This window comes from Marinomonas foliarum (genome assembly GCF_003337275.1).
Classification (GTDB): domain Bacteria; phylum Pseudomonadota; class Gammaproteobacteria; order Pseudomonadales; family Marinomonadaceae; genus Marinomonas; species Marinomonas foliarum.
In genome coordinates, this window is record NZ_QPJQ01000042.1 from 1 (window position 1) to 15,558 (window position 15,558).

A 15,558-nucleotide genomic window follows, 5' to 3' on the forward strand; every position below is an offset into this window, starting at 1 on the left:
GCGGTTTGATAATGATTGGCCAACTTTTGATAGCTGTCGTTCAGCCTTGGCTCATAGCGATTGGCTCTCGTTACCGCACTGCGTAGATTATCAGGAACCAACAGCTGTGGAACGCCCCCGAAGTGTTCGAACGCATTAACATGAGCTTCTAGCCAATCGCACTTACCCTGGCTTGGGAAGGCTTCCACATAGGTGTAATTAGAAGCGCCTAAGGTCGCCTCGAACACTTCGGCTTGTCGAACTTCGCCCGTTTCAGGATTAACCACTTGGATCCTAGGCCCGCAGTAGTCAATAAACAGTTTGTCACCAGCTGTGTGAAGTTGGCGCATGCTGCGTTTCTGAGTTTTAAACCAACGAGTGAAGTGCTCGCAGAACTGCGTGTAGGCGTAAGCTTGCTCTTGATATTGCTCGTGATATTCCTGCCACAACAGCATCTTCGTCATGCCCTTACGTCGAAGTTCGACCGCGTATTGAGTGAAGTCAGGCATGACTTTCTTACGACTGGTTTTCTTTGAATGGTAGAGAACGTGCGTCAAATCGGTGTCGCAACAGTGCTCAGGCAGTGGCCATCCTAATTGACTTTGTTTAAAGCGAGTTAAGAGTTCCGATATCGTGGAAGAGCCGAGATTGAGGCAAGAAGCGATACTACGATTCGATAGGCCGCAGTCGTACTGTAGTGGTCAACTAATTCCGGACAGTAAATTAGGTTGCTCTTCTGCTTTGGCAGGTGGCAACCCGTTATTAAATTGATGCGGCCTGCGCAAGTTATAATAATCCATCAGATAATAACTGATATCTCGTTTTGCTTCGTTTTGAGCTCTGTATCCTGTAGTTGGAATCCATTCAGACTTTAAACTTCTAAACACTCTTTCCATGGGGGCATTGTCCCAGCAATTTCCTCGACGACTCATACTTTGTCTTATACGATAACGCCATAGCCGTTGTCTGAATTTTCGGCTCGTGTATTGACTTCCTTGATCCGAATGAAACATCACTTTTTTTGGTTGCCCACGTTGTTCGTAAGCCATATCTAACGCGTTTATGACAAGCTCTGCATCAGGATTTGATGAGAACGCCCAGCCAACAATACGTCTTCGATATAAATCCAAAACGACGGCTAAGTAGTGCCAGCGATTTCCTGCCCAGACATAAGTAATGTCACCACACCAGACTTGATTTGGAGTACTAACATTGAACTGTCTGTTTAGGTGATTGGGGATATCAAGACATTCACCCCCTGTTTTCTTGTAACGATGCGCGCCTGGTTGCTTGCTGTGTAAGCTAGCTTCACTCATTAAGCTTCTTACCTTAAAGCGACCTATTGTGTAGCCTTCATTCTGTAAAATACTCTGTAACGTTCTACTTCCCGCCGCACCACGGCTATCATTGAAATACTCAGTGACTAGGCTACGCAATGTTAGACGTTCAGTATCAATCTTTTGCTCACGCTTGAGGTTGTCGTAGTAGCTACTTCTTGAAACGTCAAACAAACCACACAGTATCTCGGTCGCTTCTTGCTCTCTCAATTCATCAATTAGCGCATACGATCTAGATCGTCCGACATCAAGAGAGCGGTAGCCTTTTTTAGAATGGCTTTCTCTCTTTCTAATCTGCTGACTCGTGCTTCGAGCTATTGTATACGTTGTTGTTCTGGCGTAAGCGCTTTGGTCGTTGGTGTGACCCCACCACGTTCACCTTGAAGCTGGTCAACCCAGCGTCGTAAAGCCGTTTCTCCTACGCCTAGAGACTTACAAGCCTCAGTAAAGCGATAGCCTTGATCGAGCACTAAGCTAGCGGCTTCATGTTTAAATTCTGTTGAAAATGTGCGACGTTGCTTTGTCATTGAACACCTCTCTTAATATGGCAATATTACCACCTAAAATGGTGTCCGGTTTTATTAGACCACTACATACTTCAGCCGTAAAACCTCTTTAATTTTATTCATTGGGGTTCTCTTTTTGGTCATGGTCGCTTCCTTACCTTCTAGTTTTAGAAGTAAAGAATAGCGAGCTATTGATTTAAAAGAGAAAAAAGAAGGATTTCGGTCATTCCGACCGCACATTTCGCTAATCCGATCACTGATTTCGGAGTTCGCTTAAAAGTGGCCGGATCATACCGAAATGGCTGTTCGGAATGCTCCGAAATATGCAACTTATCAAAAGTCGAGTGGAAAACGCTAAATTTGACTACACAAATATCGGTTATTAATTGAGCATTTTTGCAAGTATGCTATTATCAATTTTGACTATTAAATATCTATTAAAGCACTTTAATACACATTTCATGTAAATTTAATTACCTCATAAATTTCTGATTTAATTGGATTAAAGTGTATTAAAGACATGTTAGGTATACATGTGCAGTACCCTCCGGAGGGACTATATATTTAACTAATAGTCTTCAATCAGCATTAAATGTCCTTCGCTTTTTGTGACCATATGGTGAGTAAAATGATTTTTAGCTAAGGAAGATGCGAATAAGTCCCGTGCATGAGACAATTCATTTTTAACCTTCGAGCCTAACCATGTCACATCAACTCACTTTTGCCGACAGCGAATTCAGCAACAAACGTCGTAAAACACGTAAAGAGATTTTCTTGGCTCGAATGGATGTGCTGATGCCGTGGAATCAGCTTGAAGCCGTTATTGAGCCTTTTTACCCCAAAGCAGGAAAAGGAAGAAGACCGTATCCGTTATCCACCATGTTTCGCATTCACTGTATGCAGCATTGGTACAACATGAGCGACCCTGCTATGGAGGATGCGCTTTATGAAATCACGTCCATGCGTTTGTTTGCTGGATTGTCGCTGGACAGTGCTATCCCGGACCACACAACCATCATGAATTTTAGGCACTTACTGGAAAAGCATAAGCTCTCCCGTCAGCTGTTTAAAGAGGTCAATAAGTGGTTGTCTAGCGCTGGGATTTATCTAAAAGAAGGCACCATTGTCGACGCCACCATTATTGAAGCGGCTAGCTCGACTAAAAATAAAGCAAAAGCACGCGATCCAGACATGCACCAGACTCAAAAAGGTAAGCAATGGTTCTTCGGGTTAAAAGCTCATATTGGTGTAGACGCGAGAACAGGCCTGGCGCACAGTTTAAGTACAACAGCCGCCAACGTACATGACATCACAGAGACAGAAAATCTGCTTCATGGTGAGGAGCGCTTTATCTCAGCGGATTCAGGTTATCGAGGTGCACAAAAACGAGAGGAATTAAAAGACATCGAGGCGGATTGGCTGATTGCAGAAATGCCAAGTAAGGTGCGTCTTCTCAAGAGACACCCGAGAATCAACAAGCAACCAATCCGAACAGAATACCTCAAAGCCAGTATCCGAGCAAAAGTAGAGCACCCGTTTCGGATCATAAAGCGACAGTTTGGCTTTAGGAAAGTGATCTATCGAGGGCTGGCGAAAAACGACAACAAACTGGCGATGCTGTTTGCCTTATCTAATGTGTTTAGAGTTGACCAGATGATACAGGCGGCAAGGGGTTAATCCGTTCAAAATCCACTAAACAAGGCTAAATAAGCTTGCTTAGTGGTGAAAAGCATCAAAACAGATGGAATCCTGTGCTTTTTTATTTGGAAAAGAGAAGTTGAGTGTTTTGCAACTTCTTAATCGTAGTTTCCCTAACTTGGAGCAGCTTTTCAGAGCACGCGTTTTAGTAGCTCATTTGGCTCACAATCAAAGTAGTCACATAGTGCACTAAGTGTATCTGTATTGGTATTGTAGCCTGGCTGATTGGCTATCCTAGTCAAAGTAGCCCTACTTATACCTATATCTTGACTTACTTCTCCGACAGTAATTCTCCTGCCTTCTTTAAATGATTTCTCATCGAGTAATTGCTTAAACATGACACGCAGCATTGTTCTTCTCCAATTAGAGTTTTTCCTATTGTATCAAATGAGTCATATTTGAGTCATTTTTATCTTGACTGAGTCATTAAAGCCTACTATTGTTCTTTTATGACTCAAATGAGTCATAAAAGAATCAATAGGATCTATTATGAATCAAAAATACTTAACAACCGAAGAACTTTCTGAGTGTATCAAGTACGACAGTAAGACCATACGTCGCAAATTAAAAGACACGGTTCTTATCGAGGGCATCCATTATTTTCGACCGTTCGGTGGTCGCAAAATTTTGTACATCTGGGAGCAGATAGAGGAAGACATGTTTAAAGTGCCTGCTATTAACACATTGATGGCTGGTGTCCACTAGGAGTGGTATATGGGAAGCATTAACGTTAGAAGCGGTAAGTTGCTGCTGGGTTTTCGTTTTAAGGGTGAGCGCTGCCGTGAGCAGACTAAGCTGATGGACTCCCCTGCGAACAAGAAGCGAGCAAAGCAAATTCTTGATCGCATTGAGGCTGAAATTACATTGGGCACATTTAAGTATTGGGATTATTTCCCAAATAGTAAAAAGGCTAAGTTGTTCAGAGAGCAGGGTGAAATACTGGCTGAGCATGTTGAGAAAAAAACCAGAAAAACGCTCTTGTTTAAAGAGTTTGCAGAGCTTTGGTTTGATGAAAAAAAGATCGAGTGGAGGAATTCACATGCTCTTTCAGTGAGGAATAGCATTGATGTGTACTCAATACCTTACTTCGGTGAAAAAGAAGTCGGCAGCATCACAAAAGCAGACATACTAAATTTTCGTTCAACTCTCGCCAAAGAACTTAAACGAAAAACTAGTGCTCTTAAGCCTGCATCAATCAACAAGATAATGACACCTCTTCGAATGATTATTAATGAGGCCGCCGACCGATACGAGTTTACCTCTCCTTGGAAAGGAATTAAATCGTTAAAAATCATGAAAACAGACATAGATCCGTTTTCTTTAGATCAAGTAAATTTGATTATTCAGTTGGTTAGAAGAGACTTCAAAAGTTACTTCACAGTGCGGTTTTTTACGGGAATGCGTACTGGCGAAGTGGATGGTCTTAAATGGAAATATGTTGATTTTGAAAAACGGCAGATTCTAATTCGTGAAACCTGGGTAAAAGGGGAGTTTACTTATACTAAAACAGATGGCTCGCAGCGTGAGATTTACATGTCTCAGCCTGTCTATGACGCATTAAAAGCGCAATACAAAATGACGCATGATCAGGAGTTAGTATTTTGCAATATTGATGGTACGCCTCTTAGAAGTGACACTGTGACGAAGCGTATTTGGTATCCACTGCTAAGGCTGTTGGATCTCAAGAAACGACGCCCTTACCAAACACGCCACACAGCAGCGACGTTGTGGTTGGCATCGGGTGAAAATCCAGAATGGATTGCTCGTCAGATGGGGCATACGACGACGGAGATGTTATTTCGCGTTTACTCTCGGTATGTACCTAACCTGACTCGACAGGACGGTTCAGCATTAGACCGTTTATTACAGAGAGAAAGTGCTGCAATGCTTGGAAAAAGTGACTCGAGTTCCGCTGAAGGGGAGAAAACACTATGACACAATCAAATATTTGGGTGACACCTCAGGCATTAAAAACATCACAAATGTTGATCGATGACCTTCATATAAACGACGGTGTTGGGCTTGCTTCAATCCTCAATGTCTCGCCAGTATTTTCGAACTTTGAAGCTGTGTCACTATGGGTTCAAGATAAGCTAACGAGTGACTACGAGCGTTTTTCGAGTTATGAGGTGCTCAGAGGTTCGTTAGTTGGAAGTGTTCCTGCATTTCTTCAAGGGGACTGCTGGTAAAACGTTATAGATAATAACAATAAATAAGGGCTTAGCTGTTTGTGCTAGGCCCTTTTTCATGAGTGGTTTTTATCCATTTAAGTAGACTTCAGCCATACCATCGAGTTTGGCTTTTACTTCTTTCCAGTTGGGCATGACTTGTGTGAGTAGTCGCCAGAATCGCTCGCTGTGGTTGTGTTCGGCAATGTGACAAAGCTCATGAAGTATCACGTAATCAATGCATTCCTTAGGTGCTTTCACAAGGTGAGGGTTGAGCATTAATAGGCCTTTGGCGGAGCAGCTCCCCCATTGTTTTTTCATTGCCATCACACGAAATGATGGCGTGTCTGTCACCCACGTGGTTTTGCTGAGTATTTCTGTCAGTCGTTGTTGAAACAGCACTTGAGCTTTATTTTTGTACCATTGATCAACGAGCGCTTTTACTTTCTTGGTACGCTCTTCGTGATCCTGCTGAAATGTTACCTGTAGTTGGCCACGACTCAGTTTGACGTTGTTTGTTTGGTTAGTATCCACCAGCACTTTTAAAACATAACGTTTGCCTAAATAAAATTGTGTTTCGCCACTGACGTAATGCTTCGGTATCACAGTATTTTTTTGCTTAGCAAACGCTTCGATGCTTTGCCAAATCCATCTAGCTCGCTTTAGCACAGCTTTTCTTATGAGCTCTTCAGACGCATCAAAAGGGGCTGAGGCTGTTACTTTTTGGTCCGGATACACTTTTATCGTAACTTTTCGGTTACTTTTTAACACATCATCACAGGCCGCTAGTTTACGAATGATGTGATATTGAATGGCGTTGTCTCCATATGTAAAAAGACCAGTTTCACCGGGTGTTGTCATTTCGCCTTACCCTCTTGCTAAGCCTAAACGTGTAATTTTTAGAACTTCTTCTATCAATTTTTGAGCGTTATCGAGACCTATAGAAACAAATAACACGGGTAATAACTTCATGCTGATGGCGTTTTCAATTTCAGCTGGATTAATAGAATATTCTGCAACAGCCGTTGTAACAGCCTCATCAATTTCAAACGCGAGAGAAACCAAACGACTATTATCCAATGATTTTTCAGATAAGAGCTCATCATCAAAAAGAAGTTTGAATAATCCGAAATAGGCCTGTGCATGTCTGTTGAGCTTTCCAGACGCGTCGACAAAATCGTTTGGCATGTCTGGCATCTTGCGTTCTTTAATATCTTGTTCAAAGTCGGCAAATAAAATGTACTGTTTGACCGGCGCATCAAACATGGCTTTCGCATCCTCAATGGCTTTTTTTAGAAGATTAGAAAAATGCTCCTGAGCATAAGGGTCATCTGCCAAATCCTGTTCAATCATTTTGGTGATACGCCCCGTAATTTTATCAGTTTGATTTCGAGCTTCATCGCTGGTCATTTCTTCTGGTTGTGCGTGCCTACCCAAATTACCTACCAAATAGGCGCCTTCAGGCTCTTTTATTTCAATGCCGGCAATATGCTTGTCGAGCAAGCTTCGAATGTCTTCTGAGTATTCGTCATAGTTGATGGTTTCATTGGCATCTTCACGGACTTGTAGCCGCAATTCAACAAACGATTTTAAATCACGTTTATACAGATCCCGTTTGTTCTCAGCCGAGGAAGTACCATCAAAAAATTTGTCCTCAAAGTAATTGGCTGATTGAAGGGCAACCTTCATACAATTAGAAAATGCAGTGAGAGCGGCATAGAAATCGTCTCTTTTCTTCGAATTTGCATCACTAAAATGCCCGTCTGATTCGCGGATTTTTGGCGCTAATGCTTGTCTTAATGCGGGGCCATCTTGCTTGTTTTTCACATCATCAAAAATGGCCCATAAATCACGATGTAAGCCTGGGAGTTTTTTGTACTCCATGTCCATTCGGTTGTATAAACCCTTCAAATCATCAATCTCGAAGCCCTTTTGTGTTCGCTCGGCCAAGTCTTGATACTTATCGATTGTGGTATCTAGTTCCTTTAAAATGCCGCGATAATCAATTAAGTAACCAAACTGTTTTTTGTTGTGTAAGCGGTTTACCCTAGCAATTGCTTGTATCAAATTGTGTTCTTTGAGGGGTTTATCAATATACAGAACGGTATTTTTGGGCTCGTCAAAGCCTGTTAATAGCTTATCGACGACGATCATGATATCGGGGCCTTCATCACGGCTGAACTCATTAATGATCGCTGAGGTATATGCCTTTTCATCACCACGATACGTTTTTGCTACGTTATTTTTCCACCACTTTTGGACGATGTCTTTGCTTTCTTGATCCACATCTTCGTGTCCTTCACGGGTGTCTGGCGAAGACATAGCAAGTACCGAAGTGACTTTGCCAATTTTATCCAAAGCATATTGGTAGCGAACGGCCGTGGCTTTTGAGTCGCAAGCCAACTGACCTTTTAAATGTCTTTGTTTAAAGTTCTGGAAGTGGTCAGAAATATCGTGAGCAATTAGCTCAATACGACCCTCGGTCTGATAAATTTGGCCTTTCTGGGAAAACTTCCTTTTCAGATCCGATTTTTGTTCGTCTGTAAGCTTTTCGGTAATGCGATCGAACCAGGCATCGATGGCTTTGTCATTCACATTTAAATCGGGAATGCGCTCTTCATACAATAGAGGTGTGACCGTCTGGTCTTCAACGGCCTGTTGCATGGTGTAGGAGTGAATGATCTTACCGAATTTATTTTCTGTCTTATCGTCTTTTAATAGGGGGGTTCCGGTAAAGGCAACAAAAGCGGCTTTTGGTAAGGCTTGTCGCATCCGAATGTTGTTTTCGCCGTTTTGACTACGGTGGCCTTCATCCACCAAAACGATAATATTTGGGCTGTCGTTAAAACAGTTCTTTTGTTTTACCGCGGAGCCAAATTTATTGATGATGGAAAAGATGACTCGTTCGTTGCCTTGGCCGATTTGCTCTGCTAACCGCTTACCTGATGTCGCCATAGCCTCTTTTTTATCTCGTACGGTAAATACCCCACCGGATGAAAAAGTTCGGCTTAGTTGATCTTCTAGGTCTATTCGGTCGGTAACAATGATTACTCGGCACTGGGCGAGCTCTTCAAACCAAATCAAGGCTTTGGATAATAATACCATGGTAAAGGATTTGCCGCTGCCGGTGGTGTGCCAGATTACACCACCTTCTCGTGCGCCAGCAGGGTCAAACGTACTGATACGCTCTATTAACGCTTTAATACCAAATACTTGCTGATAACGAGCAATGATTTTGCCTGCTTTTTTATCAAATAAAGTGAATAAGCGGGTCATTTCCAGTAAACGGTCGGGGCGTAGTAAGCAAGTGATGATCCTGTCTTGATCGGTCACGGCCAAATCTCCGGCGCTTATTAACGACTCGTATCGTGTTCTAGCGAAGGTGGGTCGGTGATCAAAAAGCCGGTTGAGCTGTTGATCGTCTAAGGCCTGATTTTTCAAACGGATAAACTCAGCTTCTGTTATTCCATTGTGAGAGTCTTCTTCTTTCCACTTAGCCCAAAACTTTTCAGGTGTGCCGCAGGTGCCATATAAACCATCGTGACCATTGACCGAAAGCAATAACTGACTGTAGGCATAAAGGTGAGGAATTTCGGTTTGGCCTTGATTGCGAATATGCTGAGAAATCGCCTCGGTATTTGTTGAGCGACCTTCCTTTTTTGAGTCTGGTCGCTTGGCTTCGATTACCGCTAGAGGAAGACCATTTACAAAGCAGACAATATCGGGAATACGGTTACTGGTACCTTCTGCGTTCTTGACCACCAGCTCTTCAGTGAAATGAAAAGAATTGTTTTCAATATTGTGCCAGTCGATTATCTGAATCGTTGGAGAGGCTTTTTTCCCATCTATAAACTCAGTAACACTGATGCCATACAGTAAGGCATTATAAATTTTTTCATTGGCTGCTTTTAACCCAAGGTTCATTGCAGGGTTCAGCTCATGAATGACTTTATCAATAACGGCATCGGACAGTAGGTATTTTTTTCCGGCAAAGGGAAAGGACTGCTTTGCTAAGAACTGTTTTAATACGGGGAGCAAGATCACTTGGTGAGTGCTTTTTTTCTCTATGCCTGCGTGGTTGCCACGTAGGGCTTCGCACTTATCTGGTGGAATAAAGGTGTAGCCCAGATTTGAGAGTAAAGACAACGCTGGGATTTTTGCGCTGAATTCTTCCGAGTAACTGACGGCTTTAGGCGGAGTTATGTCCATATTAAATACTCTTTAACTGATTGATCTCTCAGGACCAAAGGCTACTGTTTTAAACGTTTATTTTTAATGTGGTTGAGTTATGAAACCCATTGTTTGAGTACACTGATCGCGGCCGGTGAAAAGGCTTCCAACTCTCCGTCTTTAGGTGTGGACAAGTCTTGGATTAGCATCTTAAGAATTTCGTTATCTTCTATCCCATCTTCTGGGTCCACGCCGTTGCACAATAACAGTGAAGTAACGAGTTGCTTTCTTTGTTCTATAAGAGAACGGTTACCGGTCAATTCGTCACCTAAATTTAAGATTTTTATCGCTTCTTTTGCTCTATCAGTTAAGCCAATTATTTTTCCGCTTAACGTAAAGCTTAATTCTGATTCACATGCTTTTACTAAAGGCGAGAATGGAAGTGGTTGAGACCCATGAGCGTCATCACATTGCTTAAAGGTTCTGCAACTTGCAACGATATTGGAAAAATCTAAACTGCGCTGAGGTGCGATTCTTCGAGCTTCAACGTGTTCATTCATGGTGTCTTTGGTTGAACCTGATATTTTCTTACAGCAGTATGCACACAGGTAATATTGTTCTGAGGAGCACGCTGATCGTATTGCTTCTCTTTCAACTTCGCCAAGGTCGCTATATTGACCTATTGGATTGTGTTTTTTCCACTTCTTTATAATCTCAGGTTCAAACCCTAATCGTTTAATTATCTCTTTCAAGGTTAAGCTCCTTTTTACGAAGCAATAGCCTTGCCTTGGATAATTCTATGTTGTCTATGGGTAGGGTATGTTGTAGCTCTGTTAATTGCTGCTTAGCGTTTTCGATTTCAGAATCGTGAATCGAGTCATATAAAAGCGTAAGCTTTTCATTTATCACTGCATTGCGGATGTCAGTGTCCATAATATCAAGGAGTACCGTGTTTGCATCCTGCCCATACAGTGAGGGCAGTTCTTGCACTTCGTCCTCGTTAATCAGGTAGGTTAAAACCCCTTCACTGTCGCTGATAACCAATGGTGAGTGTGTTGTGAGTACAAACTGGCATTGTGGAAATGTGCTGGTAAGTTGGTGAATAAGACGGCGTTGCCATTTTGGGTGAAGGTGCATGTCCACTTCATCAATGAGGACGATACCGTCTCCGATCAAAGGATTATCTAGCGACGGGTTCATAACCGCCAAGCGTCTCGCAATATCACCAATGAGTGCCATTAGTGACTTTTCACCTTGAGAAAGCTGAGCAACATTTAATGTCTGGCCATTTTTATCAATCGACATATGCAGTCTTGGCTTACGTCGTACACGCAGGTTTGAAAATTCCGGCATAAATGCATAAATAGCTGAGCGTACAGCGGCCAGCTGTATATCTCTTTTTGATGCTTTTATTTCTTTAAGTTTTGCCCAGCTCTCATCGTCGTGACCAAAAACAAGACGCAGTTGTTCAAGCATATCGTCTGATATGCTTGATTCGTTTTCAGTGTCTTCACGCTCTCTAAACCATTCAAAGAAGCGTCTAAAATCCACGCCCTGACTGAGAGATTTGTCATAACCATCAAGTTGTAAAAACGAGTGTTTCCCTTTTATTTTCAAAGGTATATCAATAACAACTCGCTCAACTGAATAGAAGGCGACCAAAGGCAATGATGATTTATCGTTCTGGGACAGTAAGGTACGGTAATGATTGGCTAAAGAGGTGACGCCCCAGTAATCACTTTTCAATGAGGCTTTGCGACCTTTGCGTGTTCTTGCAACGCGCCAAGGGAAATAGCTTCCATCATCGGACTCTCCTTCAGCATTAGGGTCTGCGGTATTGCCAGTAAAGTGATACACATCGAGGTTAACGGAAGCGGATGACGCTTCATTTTTAATGGCTAATTCTGGGATTGGGCTGCCTACGCCTTTTTCACTTTGGATACGTGCGACAAGCCAACTGAGCGATGTCGCAAGAGACTTTAGTATCGATGTTTTACCAGAACCGTTATTACCGACGAAGACAGTAACATTGCTTTGTTTATTTCCTGCAGGGGCTAAAAGAACTTCTAACGTATCAAAACGCCCTATATTACGAAGTGTTAACTTTTTAACTTCCATTAGCTTGCCTTTGATTCTAAATTTTCGTTATGTAATTTAACCCGACGTATGTCAGTAAACAACTGTCGTACCTAGGCTACCATCTCGTTATTGAAATGAGCGAATTATAGTCGACTTACCACCCATTTTGCCCGCAAATGAAAACGTCTGTTTGGTCCGTCATAGACTGCAGGAAATAAAACAACCTAATGAGTTATGTCACGCTGTGTACTTGCTCACTAGCTGACTCAAGTGTCCTGCCTTGATAATCATGCAATGTCACGCCTTTCTCTGTTTTCCAGTTTACCCAACCATTAGCTGTAGCAAGCAATAAAAACATCGAGGCGCCACTGGGTGATGGAAATAAACAGTCACGTTGAAAAACAAAACGACCATTTTGCTCTGCTATTACCCCTTTAGCTAAAAGGCGGTCGCGCTTATCGTAAAACCGCTGGTCGGTTTTGCGCGTTGTTGTCATCGGGGCGGAGGAGCCTTTTAGTACCACCATGCCTTCGTTAGTGTATATGCCTCTGGCATCCACATCGGCACGGTTACAAATGAATACCTGTTCGGGTTTAGTAGATGACTGTTCAGCAAGAGGTTCAAAAATTGGATAACCAAGAGTGGCTAGCAGCAAACTGCCAATCTCATGAATTTCATCACAATCGGCTTTAAGCGGAATCGGCGTGTGGGGCTTTTGCCCGCCATTGCCATTAAGCAGTTCATATCGCTGGCAGAGTTTGGCTTTTTCAATAGACAGGGATTCTAAATACAGCACATGAGTTTGGGTTAAGTTATTGGTGAGCGACACCAATACCAGCACTCGTTCCCAGTCTTTCTTTTCATCTTTATAGTGTTGCATTAATCGGCTGCCTACATCACCCGACTGTCCAATATACAACTCGTCTTTGCTATCGCCAGAGACTAAAAAATATAGCCCAACCTGTTTGGCCTCTGGCATTTTTACAAATTCAGCGATATCACTACGAGGCACTTCAATTAAGCGAATAATCGACGTGGTTTGCTCAGCAATACGAATACCCGCAGGGTCGCCAGTAGGTAAAAATATTTGAATAGTACGAGGGCGTTTTTGGGTAATCATACGATCCCTTCAGCAAGGTTAATTCCATTATTCATTTAATATGTATCTCTTATGCTAACTACAAATTCACCAGTCTTTGCTACGCATCGATCATCTTTAATAACAAACCCTTCAACCCAATGGTCTCCAGAATATGATGTTGACTCGGTTCGAAATATATCGGAACTATTGTTATTGGCATGCTCTGATATTTCTCCACGCATTTGTCCTGCGTCTCTTGCTTCCTGCCCAGTATTTACAACTTGCCAATATATTTTGAATGGCGGTGGTACATCAGTATTTAATTTAAATTTCAGACGCTTTCCTTTAAGGAGAGGTTGCCCTGATTTAAAGTTTTTCCAATACACGTTGGTTTCGTATTTTCCTTTGATCGTTGCACTGTATCGAGGATTAATCGTTATTGGCCAATTACCAGAATCTTTATGCGCTACTTGAAAATTCAAAACAGGTAAACTGGAGGTTTTGTAAACATCAACCAATGATTTAGTAAATAAATCATGTTCAATAATTTGATTGATATTGATTAAATCATCTCTTAACCAGCCGACCCATTGGAAAAATGCTTTTGCTCTAGCGTGATCATCTTCATGCCATCTGTCAGCAAAGTTCTCACCCGGGTTTGTCGGATTCAGAATGCTCCACTTGCCATCTGCTGTTCTGGTAATTAACGAATACAATGATCCGACATAAGCTTGATTGTAAATAAACTGATTATTTAGCTGGTTAGAATGCCTTTCAAAATTAGCGACTAGATTTTTTAAGGTCTCAAATATAGAGCTTTCATTTTGATAGCACTGTGCTGCTAACACACTTATTACCATAGATATCGGCTTATAATCTTCTATATCAGACTGACTGAACCTGACATCACGATGTCTTTTCAATAATTGAATTGTACGTTGTAATGGTGTCTTAACGTGGATATTAGGAACATCATCAACTGAGTTGTATAAATTTCTTTGATTATTAAATACTTGTTGCTTTTGAATTAACTTTTCACGATCAAACGCGACACCATTTTTTTCATAGAACCACTCAGCAAACCCTTTTGGGTTACTAGTTGTCCAAGTGAAGTTACCATCTTTATCTTTATTCGTTGCAGCAATTGAATGTTGTCGGGCTAAAGGGCTGTTTTCTGTAACTGATGGTAGTACATCCATGTGGAAGCCCACGCCATCCTCTACAGCATAGTTTAACGTCCAGCACCGCTTGCCTTCATCATCCAGTATCCTTAAGTAAGTCCCATTTTCTTTAATTCTGTCACCCACCTGACTCTTTACATTACTGGGCAGTGTATTCTGTTTTAGGTGCCCAAGCCTACAAACTAAGTCAATGTCGTAATCTGCATCTTTACTATTTTTGAAAGGTCGAATTTCCGTTCCAAGCTTAAATGATCCTTGCAAATATACTTCTGGTATGTGGAACGAACCGGGGTAATTACCTTGCTCTAAGTGTAATTTCATCGAATTGAATCGCTCAATAGCCTGCTTATATTTCGAAGGTGATATATCTAACTTCTTTGCTGCGACTAATAGTGCTTGCTCTCTAGTTACGAGTTGCGTCATTGTTGGTTTCCTTCCATTATAAAGTCCCTAATATCTTGAGTTTTATAAGTAAAATCTCTATCAGCCATACTGATTAAATTATCTATTTCAGTTATATCATCTAATGGCAACTCAGTATCTGATTCAAAATCAATTCTTAATATTTGTTCTGGCTTTAAATGAAGTTTCAAATAGTTCAAAGCACTTTGACTTTGCAGAGATAACATAAAGTTAATAAATGCCTTATGTTTCCAGCCTGACGCGAATCCCCAACCGCCTTTGTGCTTCAATCCATAAGCTACTTTTGAATGACCTGTACCGATAGATACAACTTGAATGTCATCATATGGAATGCCTAGTCTTTTTTGAGCATCAATCACCGCAGCTAGTGCTGGATTGTTTGCCCACAGTCCGCCATCAGACAATAAATATTCGTCAACTTTATGAGGATCAAAAAAGGTTGGCGCTGAGCAAGAAGCTTGAACAGCATCCCTTATTTTTACTAACTTATCTCGCAGAAAACTAGGGTCATATGCAGATTTAAAAACATGAACTCCACCGTTACCAATGTCGGTTGCAGGTAAAATCAGCGGTTTAGTAATATCACCAAGCTTTGTTTCTTTAAATACACTTTTAAGAACAGAAGATAAACTCGCACTATCGTAAATGCTTTCTAGCATCAACTTTGTGGCTACGCTTTCTTTCTTAAATGGGATTCTTGACTTTCTCTTTTTAAAGATATCGGCACCGTGTTCCTTGTACATGTTTACCATTTCACTTGCGCGAATGTCACAGGCGATACCTGCCGCGATAATGGAGCCAGTGCTTGTTCCAGCTATCATGTCGAATGATTCTAAGAGGTTTATTCCTAGCTTTTCTTCGAAACATTTAAGTATGTGCGCAGGGTAAACACCACGTATACCCCCGCCATCTATACTCAATATCTTAAAAGTCATA

Annotated in this window: 12 protein-coding genes and 2 pseudogenes; 4 read left to right on the plus strand and 10 right to left on the minus strand. The window is 41.7% G+C overall.

The genetic code is table 11. The features are described from left to right. Together istA and DFP77_RS17240 are read right to left on the minus strand one after the other, a co-directional pair. Positions 1-677: pseudogene (gene istA, locus DFP77_RS17235) on the minus strand (IS21 family transposase); the annotation flags it as partial. A 3-nt stretch (positions 678-680) separates the two neighbouring features. Then, a pseudogene (locus tag DFP77_RS17240) lies at positions 681-1,843 on the minus strand (IS3 family transposase). A 681-nt stretch (positions 1,844-2,524) separates the two neighbouring features. Between DFP77_RS17240 and DFP77_RS17245 the strand changes: the two are divergent. Further along, on the plus strand, positions 2,525-3,499 hold the full coding sequence (locus tag DFP77_RS17245) for an IS5 family transposase (RefSeq protein ID WP_072842403.1): 975 nt from the start codon (positions 2,525-2,527) through the stop codon (positions 3,497-3,499). Positions 3,500-3,651: 152 nt separating this feature from the next. Here the strand turns inward: DFP77_RS17245 and DFP77_RS17250 are convergent, their stop codons facing one another. Then, positions 3,652-3,870, minus strand: a complete 219-nt coding sequence (locus DFP77_RS17250; RefSeq protein WP_072842402.1) for a helix-turn-helix domain-containing protein — start codon at positions 3,868-3,870, stop codon at positions 3,652-3,654. 139 nt (positions 3,871-4,009) lie between these two features. Here DFP77_RS17250 and DFP77_RS17255 point away from each other — a divergent pair, with 139 nt between their 5' ends. From DFP77_RS17255 to DFP77_RS17265, 3 genes are read left to right on the plus strand one after another with little or no spacing between them, the layout of a single operon-like run. Then, positions 4,010-4,225 carry a hypothetical protein gene (locus tag DFP77_RS17255; protein ID WP_072842401.1) on the plus strand — a complete coding sequence of 72 codons (216 nt, stop codon included), beginning with the start codon at positions 4,010-4,012 and terminating at the stop codon, positions 4,223-4,225. A 9-nt stretch (positions 4,226-4,234) separates the two neighbouring features. After that, the gene (locus DFP77_RS17260) at positions 4,235-5,455 is read left to right on the plus strand and encodes an Arm DNA-binding domain-containing protein (RefSeq protein WP_114413459.1); all 1,221 of its coding nucleotides are present in this window, start codon (positions 4,235-4,237) and stop codon (positions 5,453-5,455) included. Continuing rightward, entirely contained in the window at positions 5,452-5,709 is a 258-nt protein-coding gene (locus DFP77_RS17265) for a hypothetical protein (protein ID WP_072842399.1), read from the plus strand. The genes DFP77_RS17260 and DFP77_RS17265 overlap by 4 nt, the downstream gene beginning before the upstream one ends. Positions 5,710-5,778: 69 nt before the next feature. On the opposite strand, the gene DFP77_RS17270 is transcribed toward DFP77_RS17265, so the two are convergent. The 7 genes from DFP77_RS17270 to DFP77_RS17300 all read right to left on the minus strand — a co-directional run bounded on the left by DFP77_RS17270 (position 5,779) and on the right by DFP77_RS17300 (position 15,557). Then, complete coding sequence (locus DFP77_RS17270) at positions 5,779-6,549, minus strand: M48 family metallopeptidase (RefSeq protein ID WP_114413460.1); 771 nt, start codon at positions 6,547-6,549, stop codon at positions 5,779-5,781. Between the two features lie 6 nt (positions 6,550-6,555). Beyond that, positions 6,556-9,897: a type I restriction endonuclease subunit R gene (locus DFP77_RS17275; protein ID WP_114413461.1), complete on the minus strand. Its 3,342-nt coding sequence runs from the start codon at positions 9,895-9,897 to the stop codon at positions 6,556-6,558. Positions 9,898-9,974: 77 nt separating this feature from the next. After that, the gene (locus DFP77_RS17280) at positions 9,975-10,610 is read right to left on the minus strand and encodes an HNH endonuclease family protein (RefSeq protein ID WP_114413462.1); all 636 of its coding nucleotides are present in this window, start codon (positions 10,608-10,610) and stop codon (positions 9,975-9,977) included. Next, a complete protein-coding gene (locus tag DFP77_RS17285) occupies positions 10,594-11,976 on the minus strand; it encodes an AAA family ATPase (RefSeq protein ID WP_114413463.1) in 1,383 nt (460 codons plus the stop codon). Before DFP77_RS17285 ends, DFP77_RS17280 begins: the two co-directional genes overlap by 17 nt. 193 nt (positions 11,977-12,169) lie before the next feature. Beyond that, complete coding sequence (locus DFP77_RS17290; RefSeq protein ID WP_114413464.1) at positions 12,170-13,057, minus strand: GIY-YIG nuclease family protein; 888 nt, start codon at positions 13,055-13,057, stop codon at positions 12,170-12,172. 35 nt (positions 13,058-13,092) lie between these two features. Beyond that, positions 13,093-14,622 carry a nucleotidyltransferase gene (locus tag DFP77_RS17295; protein ID WP_114413465.1) on the minus strand — a complete coding sequence of 510 codons (1,530 nt, stop codon included), beginning with the start codon at positions 14,620-14,622 and terminating at the stop codon, positions 13,093-13,095. Next, on the minus strand, positions 14,619-15,557 hold the full coding sequence (locus tag DFP77_RS17300; protein ID WP_114413466.1) for a CBASS cGAMP-activated phospholipase: 939 nt from the start codon (positions 15,555-15,557) through the stop codon (positions 14,619-14,621). The genes DFP77_RS17295 and DFP77_RS17300 overlap by 4 nt, the downstream gene beginning before the upstream one ends. Between the last annotated feature and the right edge of the window lies 1 nt (position 15,558).

Bases quoted from the DNA above. Each gene is read 5' to 3' on its own strand.
- DFP77_RS17245 (WP_072842403.1), top strand. From the start codon at position 2,525: ATGTCACATCAACTCACTTTTGCCGACAGCGAATTCAGCAACAAACGT.
- DFP77_RS17250 (WP_072842402.1), bottom strand. From the start codon at position 3,870: ATGCTGCGTGTCATGTTTAAGCAATTACTCGATGAGAAATCATTTAAA.
- DFP77_RS17255 (WP_072842401.1), top strand. From the start codon at position 4,010: ATGAATCAAAAATACTTAACAACCGAAGAACTTTCTGAGTGTATCAAG.
- DFP77_RS17260 (WP_114413459.1), top strand. From the start codon at position 4,235: ATGGGAAGCATTAACGTTAGAAGCGGTAAGTTGCTGCTGGGTTTTCGT.
- DFP77_RS17265 (WP_072842399.1), top strand. From the start codon at position 5,452: ATGACACAATCAAATATTTGGGTGACACCTCAGGCATTAAAAACATCA.
- DFP77_RS17270 (WP_114413460.1), bottom strand. From the start codon at position 6,549: ATGACAACACCCGGTGAAACTGGTCTTTTTACATATGGAGACAACGCC.
- DFP77_RS17275 (WP_114413461.1), bottom strand. From the start codon at position 9,897: ATGGACATAACTCCGCCTAAAGCCGTCAGTTACTCGGAAGAATTCAGC.
- DFP77_RS17285 (WP_114413463.1), bottom strand. From the start codon at position 11,976: ATGGAAGTTAAAAAGTTAACACTTCGTAATATAGGGCGTTTTGATACG.
- DFP77_RS17290 (WP_114413464.1), bottom strand. From the start codon at position 13,057: ATGATTACCCAAAAACGCCCTCGTACTATTCAAATATTTTTACCTACT.
- DFP77_RS17295 (WP_114413465.1), bottom strand. From the start codon at position 14,622: ATGACGCAACTCGTAACTAGAGAGCAAGCACTATTAGTCGCAGCAAAG.
- DFP77_RS17300 (WP_114413466.1), bottom strand. From the start codon at position 15,557: ATGACTTTTAAGATATTGAGTATAGATGGCGGGGGTATACGTGGTGTT.